Below are 12,935 nucleotides of genomic sequence, written 5' to 3' on the forward strand. Positions count from 1 at the left end.
GTGACATCTACTAATTCAGTTAATTCCTCCACCCAGAGCCATGACGGGGAAGTCCCGCGGCCTGAGGGACGGTGGAAACTCTTTGTTTATAGCGCCATTGGCGCGTTCGTGTTCTTCTTTCCTGTGACATATAAGGAAAAGAACTCCATTCCTTTGGACCACATGGTCACCATCGTGCGCGATAGCATTCCGGCGGTGGTGCCGTGGCTTATTTTTGCGCTCGCCGTGTATGGAACGGTGCGTAGCTTTAGTACGGGGGCGTTTAAGGAAAGCGCGCTGCAGGCGGTCTTTGCGGTCCTCAATATCGCCGGTGCCATCATTTCCTTCCTCATGGTTATTGACGCGCTGCCGTGGGTATTAGGTGATGAAGATTTGGTTCCCTTCTTGTGGAACTCCATTGCCACGCCGGTGGGGCTTATCGTGCCCATCGGCGGTACCTTCCTGGCATTTCTTATTGGATTTGGGCTCCTGGAATTTGTTGGGGTGCTGATGCAGCCCATCATGCGCCCGCTGTGGAAGACGCCGGGTCGATCCGCCATCGATGCGGTGGCATCCTTCGTGGGTTCGTATTCGCTGGGCATTTTGGTCACGGACCGCGTCTATCAAAAGGGCGGTTATACCGGCAGGGAAGCTGCCGTTATTGCCACGGGGTTTTCCACGGTATCGGCGGCGTTTATGGTCATCGTGGCCAAGCAGCTGGATTTGATGAATATCTGGGGCACCTACTTTGCCGTCACGCTGCTGGTGACGTTCCTGGTTACGGCCATTACCGTGCGCATCCCGCCGCTGCGGACGATCCCGGATGAATATTGCGCGGGTGTAGAGCCAGACCCGGAAAAGCCGGTAGAAGGATCGCGGTTTAAGAATGCGTGGCGCGAGGCGATGCTGGCTTTGCAGCGCGCGCCGTCGCTGCCACAGGCCATTTGGGATAACCTGCGCGACGGCGTGCGCATGGCCGCGGCCATCGTCCCGTCCATTATGTCGGTGGGCCTTATTGGCTTGCTGCTTGCGCGGTTTACCCCGATCTTTGAATGGATTGGGTACCTGTTTTACCCCTTTGCTTGGATTGTGCAGCTGCCGGAGCCGGAACTCGGCGGCAAGGCCGCGGCGATGGGCATCGCGGAGATGTTCCTACCCGCCACCGCTGTAGCAGGCAGCGATTCCATGGTGCTGAAATTCGTCATCGGGGTCGTGGCGGTGTCTGCCATCATCTTCTTCTCCGCCCTGGTGCCGTGCATTTTGGCCACCAAGATTCCGGTGAAGCTATCCCACCTGGTCATCATCTGGTTTGAGCGCGTCGCCCTCACCATCGTGATTGCGACCCCGATTGCGCACCTGCTGTTCTGAGTCTTACTGCCCGCTTACCGCAGTGAGGTGAGCGTTAACGATGTCATCGATAAGCCGCGCCGCTGCCTTGGCGGTGCGGTTGTCTATGTCGAAGGTGGGGTTGAGCTCGACGACATCGACAAGCGCGAGCTTGCCCGTCGCCGCGATCGCGACCGCCAGGGCGCGGATGCGCTCGTAGGCAACGCCGAGGCTAGCCGGGGCGGATACACCCGGCGCGGTGGAGGCGGGAAGCACGTCCAAGTCGATGGAGAGGTGGACCTTGTCCGCAGCGGCGGTGGCCTGGGTGGCGAGCGCGCCGCATTCGGCCGGGGTGAGGTTTAGCAGCTCCTCATCCAGGGTGTAGTTAACGCCGAGCTTTTCGGCATCGTTGAAGAGCACCGCAGTGTTATTGGGGCGGGAAATACCGAAGACGGTGTAGTCAAAGTCATCGGTGAGCTGGGAAATCTGGGTAAAGGGCGTGCCGGAGGTGGCGTGGTCCGCGTGGCGGAGATCGAAGTGGGCGTCCAAGTTGATGATCGGGGTGGCACCGCGCGCGCGGAACAGGCCACGGTGGGAGCCGAAGGCGGTTTCGTGCCCGCCGCCCAAGATAATCGGCAGGGTAGCGCTGCGGACGAGTTCTTCGACCTTGTCAGATAGGGCCTCGTGTGCGCCGTCGAGATCATCGCCTTGGGTGGTGATGGTTCCGGCATCGGCAAGCGCGTGGCCGTGGTGAACCGCGAGGGAGCCAAGGGCTGTGCGCAGGGCGGCGGGGCCGGCGGCGGCACCTTGGCGGCCGCCGTTGCGCAGCACGCCCTCATCGGAGGCAAAGCCCAGCAGGGTCACGGGCGCGGATTCGGCCTGGTTGATGACGCTATGCCAGCGCGCGTGCTCGGCGCCGGGGCCATCGGAGCGGCCGGACCACTCGGGGGCGGGAGTAAAAAGTGGGGCTGATTCGGTATTCATAGTGCCGATACTAGAAGCGTGCGGTGAATTTGTCTGTCACTGGCGGAATATAATTGGACGTTGTGAGTGCTAACCGAGTCCCCGCCGCGCGCCATGCCCTAGACATCCTCAAGCTGCTATCTACTATCGATGTCCCGATTTCCGCCGCCCGCATCCAAGGCGAGCTCGGCCTGCCGCGCTCGACCACGTACCACCTGCTCGCGGAAATGGTCGATGCCGGGTTCGTTGCCCACCTGCCGGAGCACAAGACCTACGGCCTGGGGCTGGCCGCGTACTCGATGGCCTCTGCGTATGTAACCCAGCAGCCGCTGGTGCGCATGGCAACGCGCGACCTAGAAGAATGCGCGCGGCTGGTAGGCGGATCCGGTCATCTTTCGCGCATGGCGGGCTCGGAGATTCTATACCTGCAGGAAGTCCGCGCGCCGGGCGCTACCTCGTTGGTTACGGAGGTGGGGGTGCGCCTGCAGGCGCATAAGACGGCCTCGGGCAGGGTGATGCTGGCGCACCTGCCGGAATGGGAGGTCAAGGCCGCCTTCGATACCGCGGGCGGGGAAAATTTTGGTCTCCTGAAAAAGCAGCTGGACCGGGCCCTTGCGCGCGGATGGGACCAAGAGGTGGAAGAAATCTCGCGGGGACAGGCCTCGGTGGCGGTGCCCATCCTGGACCACCTGGAGCGGCCCGCGGCGGCCATTGCGGTGACCTATCCCGTGTCCACGCCGGGCGATAGGGTGGAGGCGCTCATCGCGGCGCTGGGCCAGGCCGCGGAGAAAGTCGCGGGAAAAATGTATCGCCAGCGCGAAAAGTGAGGTAGCATGCGGGCTAGCGCGTTAGGCTGTGACGTGAGCTATATTTTGCTGCCCTAAAGACACTAGGAGTCATCATGCCTAATGCATACCCATCCACCGTTACCGTCGGCGTCGGAGCGCTGACCATTGAGGAAGTCGTGGCCGTTGCCCGCTACGGCGCCACGGTAGAAATCTCCGCCGAGGCCCTGGACGAGGTCGCCTCCACGCGCGACCGAGTCGAAGAACTGGCCCAGGACCCCACGCCGGTCTACGGCATCTCCACCGGTTTCGGCGCGCTAGCCCGCCGTCACATTCCAGAAGAGATGCGCGCGCAACTGCAGCTATCCCTGGTGCGCTCCCACGCGGCCGGCACCGGTCCTGAGGTGGAAGAAGAAGTCATCCGCGCGCTCATGCTGCTGCGCCTATCCACCCTGTGCACTGGCCGTACCGGCGTGCGCCCCGTGGTGGTAGAAACCTACGCCAAGGCCCTTAACGCCGGCATCGTGCCGGTGGTGCGCGAATACGGTTCGCTGGGCTGCTCCGGCGACTTGGCCCCGCTGGCCCACTGCGCCCTAGCGCTCCTGGGCGAGGGCGAGGTGCGCGTGGGCGGCGAGCTCAAGGACGCCGGCGAGGCCCTTGCTGCCGCCGGCATCGAGCCGCTGGAGCTGCGCGAGAAGGAGGGCCTTGCCCTTATCAACGGCACCGATGGCATGCTGGGTCAGCTTTGCCTGGCCATCACTGACCTGCGCGCGGCCGCCAAGACCGCCGATATCGCCACCGCCATGACGGTAGAAGGCCTGCTTGGCACCCTCGTGGTCTTTGCCGATGACCTGCAGCAGCTGCGCCCGCACCCAGGCCAGGCCGATTCTGCCGCCAATATCCGCCAGGTGGCAGACGGCTCCGAAATCCTCGCCGCAGCTCTGGAGGAGTTCAAGAAGAACCAGGTCCAGGACGCCTACTCCGTGCGTTGCGCGCCGCAGGTGGCCGGCGGTTTCCGCGATACCTTGGCGCACACCGCGCAAGTGGCAGAGCGCGAGCTCGCCGCCGCCGTGGATAACCCGGTGGTGGCCAAGGACGGCCGCGTGGTCTCCAACGGCAACTTCCACGGCGCGCCGGTGGCCTATGCGCTCGATTTCCTTTCCATCGTCACCGCGGACCTGGCGTCCATTTCTGAACGCCGCACCGACCGCTTCCTGGATCCGGCCCGCAACCGCGGTTTGAACGCCTTTCTTGCCGATGACCCCGGTGTCGACTCCGGCCACATGATCGCCCAATACGCCCAGGCTGGCATCGTCAGCGAATTAAAGCGCCTGGCTACCCCGGCCTCGGCCGATTCCATTCCTTCTTCTGCCATGCAGGAAGACCACGTGTCCATGGGCTGGTCCGCCGCCCGCAAGCTGCGCAAGGCCGTCGATGGCCTGCAGCGCGTGCTCGCCGTGGAGATCCTCACCGCGGCGCGCGCCATCGACATGCGCGAGGGAACGCCCGCTGGCGGCACCGGCGCGGTCATTGCCGCCTTGCGCGAGACCGTTCCTGGTCCCGGCACCGACCGCTACCTATCGCCGGAAATCGAGGAGACCGTGCGCCTGGTCAAGTCTGGCGCGCTGATCGATGCCGTCGAGGCCGCTACGAGCGAGCTGCGCTAACCGCCTGCGCCATCGCCACTTGGCCCGCATGGGTGGGGTGCATGGGGAAGGAATCGGTATCCTGCCCCGTAAAGTCCACCCACGGTTCGTCAGAGCAGGCGGAGTGCTGCGAGGCATTATCAGGCAGCACGTAGGTGGCGTCGTTGCGCTCGGCGGCCTCGCGCACTGTTTGATTGATGCGCTGGATGGTATCTGCCAGCCACTCCCGGTCTGTGGCCGGGATTTTTTCTATGAAGGGGCAAGTCTCGCCGGGATTGATGAGGGGTATATAGCCGGTGGCAATGACCTTCGCCTCAGGTGAGCGGTGGGCGATTTCCTCGTAGACCTTGTCTAGGCGTTGGGGCAGATCGTGCAGCTCCAGTTCTATCTGCGCCCCCGATTCGTCTTGGCAAATATCGTCCGTTGCGCATTGGGTCAGGCGCACAAAGCTGACGTCGTTGCCGCCGATGCTCAAGGAGACAAGGGACGTATCCGCGGCCAGTGCATCCACCTGGGCGGGGTGCTCGCCCGCGGAGGATAAAACATCCAACGTGCTCGCGCCCTGGCAGGCGACGTTGCGATAAGAGCTCGTGGTGATCTCCTGAGCGGCGAGTTCTGGATAGGAATCTTGTGCGCGTGCGCAGGAATCGGGCGGATCGAGAGGGAGCGTCGTCGAGCCCATCGCTGCGTAGGAATCCCCGAGGGCCACATAGTTTTCTGGTTCTTCTGGAACTTCCTCTGGCTGGTTGGAGCATCCTGCCAGCAGGCAGGCGGCGGCGAGGGCGGGCAATACGTGGCGCATGACTGCCATCGTAGCCGTCGAGTCTGAAATGCCAGACAGTTGGTGACTGTGCAAGCTCTAAATACGTTGTGCATCACACTAAATTGATATCTGTGACGCTCGCCAAGCCCCCGGGAGACAGCCCCGGGAAACCGGCCTTGGGGTAGGGCACGGCGTCGATAAGCACGAGCGAAAGGAAGCCATGTCTGAACCACGCGAAGTCCGCGCACCCCGCGGCACCGAACTCAACGCAAAATCCTGGCAAACCGAAGCGCCACTGCGCATGCTGATGAATAACCTCGACCCAGAGGTGGCAGAGCGCCCCGAGGACCTCGTGGTCTACGGCGGCACCGGCCGCGCAGCCCGCAGCTGGGAGGCCTTCGATGCCATTGTGGAATCGCTGAAGGACTTAGAAAGCGATGAAACCCTCCTCGTCCAATCCGGCAAGCCGGTGGGCATTTGGAAGACCAATGAATGGGCACCGCGCGTGCTCATCGCCAACTCCAACCTGGTGGGCGACTGGGCCAACTGGGAGCACTTCCGCAAGCTCGAGGACGAGGGCCTGATGATGTACGGCCAGATGACGGCCGGCTCCTGGATCTACATCGCCACCCAGGGCATCCTGCAGGGCACCTACGAGACCTTCGCGGCCGTGGCCAAGAAGCGCTTCGAGGGCAGCCTGGCCGGCACCCTGACCCTGACCGGCGGGTGTGGCGGCATGGGTGGTGCCCAACCGCTCGCCGTGACGCTGAACGGGGGAGCGGTGCTCATCGTGGACGTGGATGAGCACCGCCTGCGCCGCCGCCAGCACAAGCGCTACCTCGATGAAGTGGTCACCGACTTGGACGAGGCCCTGCGCCTGGTCCTCGACGCCAAGGAAAACAAGAAGCCCCTCTCCGTGGGCCTGGTGGGTAACGCCGCCGAGGTCTTCCCAGAGGTGCTGCGCCGCCAGCGCGCCGGGGAGTTCAAGGTAGACATCGTCACCGACCAGACCTCCGCGCACGACCCACTGTCCTACCTGCCCACCGAAATCACCGTGGATGACTGGCAGTCCGAGGCCAAGGCTGATCCCACGACCTTTACCAAAAAGGCTCGCGAATCCATGGCCGCACAGGTCCAGGCGATGGTGGAATTCCAGGACGAGGGTGCCGAGGTCTTTGACTACGGCAACTCCATCCGCGATGAGGCCCGCCACGCCGGCTACCAGCGCGCCTTCGAGTTCCCAGGTTTTGTTCCCGCCTATATCCGCCCGCTCTTCTGCGAGGGAATGGGCCCGTTCCGCTGGGCAGCGCTGTCTGGCGACCCGGAAGACATCAAGGTCACCGACCGAGCCCTAAAGGAGCTCTTCCCAGAAAACGAGCACCTGCACAACTGGCTGGACGCCGCCGAGGAATACGTCGAGTTCGAGGGCCTGCCCGCCCGCATCTGCTGGCTCGGCTACAACGAGCGCCACAAGGCCGGCCTGCTCTTCAATGACCTCGTGCGCGAGGGCAAGATTAAGGCCCCCATCGTCATCGGCCGCGATCACCTCGATTCCGGCTCGGTTGCCTCCCCGTACCGCGAGACCGAAGCCATGCTCGATGGCACCGACGCCGTCGCTGACTGGCCGCTGCTCAACGCCATGACCGCCGTATCTTCCGGCGCTACCTGGGTCTCCCTCCACCACGGTGGCGGAGTGGGCATGGGCCGCTCCATCCACGCCGGCCAGGTCACGGTTGCCGATGGCACCGATCTCGCCGCCGCCAAGCTGCGCGCCGTGCTGACCAATGACCCAGGCATGGGCGTTATCCGCCACGTCGATGCCGGGTACTCTCGCGCAGAGGAAGTAGCCAAAGAACGCGGCGTTCGCGTACCCATGGAATTTAAGGCAAGGGATTAAATGAGCACACTTTTTACCGGAATTTCAGAGCTCCGCACGGTCAGCGAGCACGGCACGCTTAACGATGCCGCCCTTATCGCCGACCACGGCACCATCGCCTGGATTGGCCCCGCCTCTCAGGCACCTGCCGCCGATGACCAGGTGGACTTGGGCGGGCGCGCCGTCCTGCCCGGTTGGGTGGATTCGCACACCCACATGGTCTTCGACGGCGACCGCTCCGCCGAGTTCGAGGCCCGCATGTCCGGCGGCTCCTACGAGGCCGGCGGCATCGCGGTGACCATGGACGCCACCCGGGAGGCGGGGGCGGAGCGCTTGGATAAGCTCGTCGCCGAGCGCGTGGCCGCTGGCCGCCGCGGTGGCACCACCACCTTCGAGACCAAGACCGGCTATGGCCTCAACACGGAATCTGAAGTGGAAGCCGCGCGCGTGGCATCCCAGCACGTCGACGACGTGACCTTCCTCGGCGCCCACCTCGTGCCGCCGGGAGCGGATGCGGAAGACTACCTCGATGAGGTCGTCGGCCCGATGCTGGACGGCGTTGCCGAATACGTCCAGTGGATCGACGTCTTCTGCGAGCGCGGCGCGTTCAATGAAGAGCAGTCGCGCCGGGTTTTAGAAGCCGGTAAAAAGTTGGGCCTTGGCCTGCGCGTGCACGGCAACCAGCTTGGCGAGGGCCCGGGGGTTAGCCTCGCGGTCGATCTCGGCGCCGCCTCGGTTGATCACGTGAACTACCTGAGCGATAGTGACATCGAAAAGCTCGCAGCATCTGAGACCGTGGCCACCATGCTCCCAGCCTGCGATCTTTCCACGCGCGAGCCCCTGGCGCCTGGCCGTGCGCTTCTCGATGCCGGCGCCACCCTCGCCATCGCCTCCAACCTCAACCCAGGTACCTCCTATACCTCGTCGATGAACTACTGCGTGACCACGGCCGTCCTGCAGCAGCACCTATCCGTCGACGAGGCCATCCACGCCGCCACCACAGGCGGTGCCACGGCGCTGCGCCGCCATAATGTGGGCAACGGACTCGACCCGCAGGGCCGCCCCGCGAAGGGCACCCTGGTGGAGGGAGCTGCCGCTGACCTGCACGTGCTCGATGCTCCCAGCGCGGTGCACTTGGCCTACCGGCCGGGTATGCCGCTGAGCTATCGCACGTTCGTGGCGGGGGTATAGCGAGGAATGGAGTTTGCCGCCGGTATCGCGTAGGGTTGGACAAGCAATGAGCATTACCGATAACGCCACCGGCGGCGTAAACGAGCCGGAAGATTTTAATAAGTCGGAATCTCAGGACAACTCGCAAGGTGTCAACCAGGACACCAGGGCTGCGAATACTTCTGAGGGCACCGGCGCTGAGTCCAAAGATTCGGCCAACGACAACTCCCAGGGGTTCGAGCACCTCGGCCTGCCAGATAAAATTCTGCAAGCCGTTGCGAAAGTAGGCTTCACCACGCCGTCCCCTATCCAAGCAGAAACCATCCCGATCCTGATGGAAGGCCGCGACGTCGTGGGCCTTGCACAGACCGGTACCGGCAAAACCGCAGCCTTCGCGCTGCCGGTCTTGTCCCAGCTTGACCCGCAGGCGCGCCACCCGCAGGCGCTCGTCCTCGCACCAACCCGCGAGCTCGCCCTGCAGGTTGCAGACGCTTTCCAATCCTTCGCGGAAACCCTCAAGGGCATTGAAGTTCTTCCCATCTACGGTGGCCAGGCCTACGGCATCCAGCTGTCTGGCCTGCGTCGCGGCGCCCAGGTCATCGTGGGTACCCCGGGTCGCGTCATCGACCACTTGGAAAAGGGCTCGCTTGACTTGTCCCAGCTGCAGTTCCTCGTCCTCGATGAGGCCGATGAGATGCTGAACATGGGCTTCCAGGAAGACGTTGAGCGCATCCTGGAAAGCACCCCTGACCGCAAGCAGGTGGCGCTTTTCTCCGCCACCATGCCTAATGCCATCCGCCGCCTGTCCAAGCAGTACCTGCACAACCCGGCGGAAGTAACCGTTAAGTCCGAGCGCCGCACCAACGACAACATTAAGCAGCGCTTCCTGCTGATTCCGCACCGCGCAAAGATGGATGCCTTTACCCGCATCCTCGAGGTCATCACCTATGACGCCATCATCGTCTTCTGCCGCACCAAGCATGAGACCGAAGAGGTGGCCGAGGCCCTGCGCGATCGCGGCTACAGCGCTGCTGCCATTAACGGCGACATCGCCCAGGCGCAGCGCGAGCGCACCGTCGATCAGCTCAAGGATGGCCGCTTGGACATCCTCGTCGCTACCGACGTCGCCGCGCGTGGCCTTGACGTCGAGCGCATCACCCACGTGGTGAACTTCGATATCCCGAACGATACCGAGTCCTACGTGCACCGCATCGGCCGTACTGGCCGTGCCGGCCGCTCCGGCGAGGCAATCCTGTTCGTCACCCCGCGCGAGCGCCGCATGCTGCGCTCCATCGAACGCGTGACCAATGCTCGCCTCGAAGAGATGGACCTGCCGTCCGTCGATGAGGTCAATGAGAAGCGCAAGGAAAAGTTTGCGCAGGCCATTACCCAGTCCATGGACAACAAGCAGGCCGATTTCTTCCGCAACTTGGTGCGCAAGTACTCGGAAGACAACAACGTCGCGATGGATGACATCGCCGCTGCGTTGGCCGTCATGCACCAGGGTGGCAAGAACTTCCTATTGGAAGACAAGCCTTTGCCCAAGCCAAAGAAGGACCGCCGCGATCGCGATGACCGCAAGCGCGACCGCGACTTCAAGGGCGGCGGCAAGAACCGCGGCGGCTCCAAGCGGCCGGATGGTGACTTTGAGACGTACCGGTTGGACGTCGGCAAGCGCCAGAATGTCCGCCCAGGTGCCATCGTCGGTGCAATCGCCAACGAAGGTGGCCTGTCAGCCAAGGACTTTGGCCGCATCACCATTGCAGTGGGGCACACCCTCGTGGACCTGCCGAAGAACATGGACCCAGCTGTGCTGGACCGTCTGAAGGATACCCGGATTTCTGGGCAGCTCATCAAGATTCAGAAGGATACTGGTCGCCCGCCTCGCCGTGATGGCGGCGGCGGTGGACGCAAACATGGTGGTCGCTTCCGCGACTAATTAAACCTCCAAAGGGCCTCTTTTTAGAGGCCCTTTTTTCATGCCTTCTGACCTGCGCTTTTACTATAAATGGGGGTAGTGTGTCAGAGCGGTTTTGTATGGTGTATGGCGAAAGCATGTTCTAGTAAATCTCTTGAAAGGAAGTCCATGAATGCGCCATATTATGCCAATACCAATCCGGAAAATTCTACCTCCCGTGCAGCTACGGAGATTAGGAAGGCGGAATACCAGTTCTGGGAGAATCTTCATCCTGACCCAGATGATGATATCGAAATTATTAGCCAATCACTGTCTGATTTAACCGGGGCGCGTCAGTCCCGCATTAGAAATATTATTTTCGCCTTCGAGCGATTAAAGGAGCTGCCGCGGCTGCGCGCCCGGCAAGAACAGCATTTCCATTTAGATTTAGACCGACTGATTACGATTGACCAAACCCTAGCCAAACTCGGCGCCATTGATGCGGAGAAGAAATTCACTATCGATGACGCCCTGACCAACTACTTGACCCCAACTCGTCCCAATCAAAAGCTGCCCTCGCACCGCAATCTCCGCCGCAAGCTGCGCGAGCTCATTGTGCGCCTCGATCCCTCTATTGCCTCGCGGGATCCGCGCCGCAAGCAAACCTATAGCGTTGAACCTACAGGCGGGGAGTGGGCCGCGGTTTGTCTGGACGTCGGGTTGGAAACCGCGGAGATAATCGACCGCAATATTCGGGATATCGCTACGGACAAGGACCTCACGATGGCTGAGGCCGCAGTGGAGCTGCTGACTGGAAAGGCGCAGGCGAAGGCCAAGGTCGTGTTGAATATGTATCGCTGCGACCTGCCGGATGGACCCGCGTTTGTACAGAATTTAGGTTGGGTATCCCCGGAGACCGCGGATGACCTACAGGCTCGGGCGACAGCGACAAGGGATATGGAGAAGGCCGGTCAGGCGGAGAACCCTAACTATGTGACGCCGCCAGATATCCGGGCGTTTGTAGAGGGCTTGGACGGCACGTGCCGGTGGCCAGGCTGCACGCGGCCGGCGGTAGCGTCCCAGATGGACCATCGGCACGACTTTGCAGACGGCGGGCCGACCTCGGCAGCAAACCTCACCTGCTTATGCCAGCACCATCACAACATTAAGACCGATGGGAGGGCGTTTTATATCAAGGACCCGATAAGCGGGGACATCGTCTGGCTTTTTGATGACTCTACGTGGGTCTATGACTCCGCCAGCGGGCCGTTGGCGCCCAAGAACCGCAGGTGGGCGCAGACGGTGGCACAGGCGACGCAGAAGCGGAGGGAGAATGCGCATGCAGATGCGCAGCAACTAAAAGAAGAACTTCGGGAGGAGTCCACGCATGAAAAAGGGGACAGCGATGACACTGTCCCCGAAAAGTAAATGGCTTCCTAGATGTACATCAGGATAAGGCAGATGATCCACAGGAGGTTGAAGACGCCGCCGAAAGCGGACAGGGACTTCTTGATGGAGCCCAGGTTGGCGGTATCGCCGGATTCTAGGGCTGCCTGCGCCGTGCGCTGCTTAGGGAGGATGAGGAAGAAGAGCAGACACCACGCGATGATGGCCACGAGGATGGCGATGTGGAAGTTGACCTGGCTCTTGAAGGTTTCAATATCAGACAGGAACACTGCAAGGCCAAGGACCGGCACGAGGGCGGAAATGTAGCCGTAAGTATTGGTGATGTTGTGCAAGTTGCGGGCGGCGCCGAGGGCCGTTTTATCGCCCTGCGCTGCGCCCTGCAGCTGGGTCTGGTAGATGGAGGTGGAAATGCACACGGGGCCGAGCAAAACGATGGCCGCTGCCACGTGCAGGAAGATGAACAAAGTAGTCATGGAGGATGCCCTTCAGTTAAGAAAAGTTGCCTTGTTCACCCTAATCAATTTAACTGCTAGAAATCGAACCGACATTGCCTTCTCATTGCACGGACATCCGCGCGGGGCAACGGTAACTCGTACTTGCGCGCGATTTCTGCGAGGCGCCGCGAATAATCACAGCGATTGGCGGGCGGCAGCCACTCGGAGGGGAGGGAATCGGACTTTTCCTGATTGAGCTTCCGGCTGGTCGCCACCAAGTTGAGGGGATCGTTGGCAAAGCGGATCTTGGTGTCTTGGTCCCATTCTGCGGCACCCATGTCAAAGGCGGCAGAAAGTGGGAAGATGTGGTCGACCTCAATAGGGGAGGTGGCTGAAATCATCTCGCCCGCGTAGGGGTCATAGAGCGTGCCGGATTGCGGCCGGCAGTCTGCGAACGCCTCGCTGGCTTGGTTCTCCATGATGGCCTCACGCGTGGTGCATGCACCGTTTGGCTGCCAGCCGCCGAACTCGTCGCGGTCGTAGCCCTGCAATTCCGCGCGGGATGGAACGGTGGAGACATCAAAACGCGGAAAAGGCCACGCATACCATGCGATAACGAGAGCGGTTATGCATGATAGCGCGGCCAGGTAATAGGACTTCATGTCCTATTGGACTCCGCGAGGTGCGGG

Annotated in this window: 11 protein-coding genes; 7 read left to right on the forward strand and 4 right to left on the reverse strand. The window is 62.1% G+C overall.

The window, feature by feature from the left end:
- Positions 1-1,347 (forward strand): YjiH family protein, encoded by a 1,347-nt coding sequence (locus CACC_RS04840; RefSeq protein ID WP_035108612.1) that lies wholly within the window; start codon positions 1-3, stop codon positions 1,345-1,347.
- A gap of 3 nt (positions 1,348-1,350) precedes the next feature.
- Here CACC_RS04840 and hutG read toward each other — a convergent pair whose 3' ends face one another.
- Positions 1,351-2,289, reverse strand: coding sequence for a formimidoylglutamase (gene hutG, locus CACC_RS04845; protein ID WP_005280139.1), 939 nt, complete (start codon positions 2,287-2,289; stop codon positions 1,351-1,353).
- Between the two features lie 62 nt (positions 2,290-2,351).
- Between hutG and CACC_RS04850 the strand changes: the two genes are divergently transcribed.
- Complete coding sequence (locus CACC_RS04850) at positions 2,352-3,095, forward strand: IclR family transcriptional regulator (protein ID WP_035108613.1); 744 nt, start codon at positions 2,352-2,354, stop codon at positions 3,093-3,095.
- 74 nt (positions 3,096-3,169) lie between these two features.
- Positions 3,170-4,720: a histidine ammonia-lyase gene (gene hutH / locus CACC_RS04855; RefSeq protein WP_005280141.1), complete on the forward strand. Its 1,551-nt coding sequence runs from the start codon at positions 3,170-3,172 to the stop codon at positions 4,718-4,720.
- Here the strand turns inward: hutH and CACC_RS04860 are convergent.
- Positions 4,701-5,501 (reverse strand): SGNH/GDSL hydrolase family protein, encoded by an 801-nt coding sequence (locus CACC_RS04860; RefSeq protein ID WP_244262176.1) that lies wholly within the window; start codon positions 5,499-5,501, stop codon positions 4,701-4,703. The two genes, hutH and CACC_RS04860, sit on opposite strands and share 20 nt — an antisense overlap.
- 181 nt (positions 5,502-5,682) lie before the next feature.
- Here CACC_RS04860 and hutU point away from each other — a divergent pair, with 181 nt between their 5' ends.
- The 4 genes from hutU to CACC_RS04880 all read left to right on the forward strand — a co-directional run bounded on the left by hutU (position 5,683) and on the right by CACC_RS04880 (position 11,833).
- A complete protein-coding gene (hutU, locus tag CACC_RS04865) occupies positions 5,683-7,359 on the forward strand; it encodes a urocanate hydratase (RefSeq protein WP_035108614.1) in 1,677 nt (558 codons plus the stop codon).
- The gene (gene hutI / locus CACC_RS04870) at positions 7,360-8,529 is read left to right on the forward strand and encodes an imidazolonepropionase (RefSeq protein ID WP_005280144.1); all 1,170 of its coding nucleotides are present in this window, start codon (positions 7,360-7,362) and stop codon (positions 8,527-8,529) included.
- 46 nt (positions 8,530-8,575) lie between these two features.
- Positions 8,576-10,447, forward strand: coding sequence for a DEAD/DEAH box helicase (locus CACC_RS04875; RefSeq protein ID WP_005280145.1), 1,872 nt, complete (start codon positions 8,576-8,578; stop codon positions 10,445-10,447).
- A 147-nt stretch (positions 10,448-10,594) separates the two neighbouring features.
- Positions 10,595-11,833, forward strand: a complete 1,239-nt coding sequence (locus CACC_RS04880) for an HNH endonuclease signature motif containing protein (protein ID WP_005280146.1) — start codon at positions 10,595-10,597, stop codon at positions 11,831-11,833.
- Between the two features lie 8 nt (positions 11,834-11,841).
- Here CACC_RS04880 and CACC_RS04885 read toward each other — a convergent pair whose 3' ends face one another.
- Both CACC_RS04885 and CACC_RS04890 read right to left on the reverse strand, forming a co-directional pair.
- Positions 11,842-12,285, reverse strand: coding sequence for a hypothetical protein (locus CACC_RS04885; RefSeq protein WP_005280147.1), 444 nt, complete (start codon positions 12,283-12,285; stop codon positions 11,842-11,844).
- Positions 12,286-12,341: 56 nt separating this feature from the next.
- Positions 12,342-12,908 (reverse strand): HNH endonuclease family protein, encoded by a 567-nt coding sequence (locus CACC_RS04890; protein ID WP_005280148.1) that lies wholly within the window; start codon positions 12,906-12,908, stop codon positions 12,342-12,344.
- Between the last annotated feature and the right edge of the window lie 27 nt (positions 12,909-12,935).

Origin of the sequence: Corynebacterium accolens (assembly GCF_023520795.1) — a bacterium.
Classification (GTDB): Bacteria; Actinomycetota; Actinomycetes; order Mycobacteriales; family Mycobacteriaceae; genus Corynebacterium; species Corynebacterium accolens.

Excerpts from the sequence above, each read along its gene's own strand:
- hutG (WP_005280139.1), bottom strand. The coding sequence starts at position 2,289 with ATGAATACCGAATCAGCCCCACTTTTTACTCCCGCCCCCGAGTGGTCC.
- hutH (WP_005280141.1), top strand. The coding sequence starts at position 3,170 with ATGCCTAATGCATACCCATCCACCGTTACCGTCGGCGTCGGAGCGCTG.
- CACC_RS04860 (WP_244262176.1), bottom strand. The coding sequence starts at position 5,501 with ATGCGCCACGTATTGCCCGCCCTCGCCGCCGCCTGCCTGCTGGCAGGA.
- hutU (WP_035108614.1), top strand. The coding sequence starts at position 5,683 with ATGTCTGAACCACGCGAAGTCCGCGCACCCCGCGGCACCGAACTCAAC.
- hutI (WP_005280144.1), top strand. The coding sequence starts at position 7,360 with ATGAGCACACTTTTTACCGGAATTTCAGAGCTCCGCACGGTCAGCGAG.
- CACC_RS04875 (WP_005280145.1), top strand. The coding sequence starts at position 8,576 with ATGAGCATTACCGATAACGCCACCGGCGGCGTAAACGAGCCGGAAGAT.
- CACC_RS04880 (WP_005280146.1), top strand. The coding sequence starts at position 10,595 with ATGAATGCGCCATATTATGCCAATACCAATCCGGAAAATTCTACCTCC.
- CACC_RS04885 (WP_005280147.1), bottom strand. The coding sequence starts at position 12,285 with ATGACTACTTTGTTCATCTTCCTGCACGTGGCAGCGGCCATCGTTTTG.
- CACC_RS04890 (WP_005280148.1), bottom strand. The coding sequence starts at position 12,908 with ATGAAGTCCTATTACCTGGCCGCGCTATCATGCATAACCGCTCTCGTT.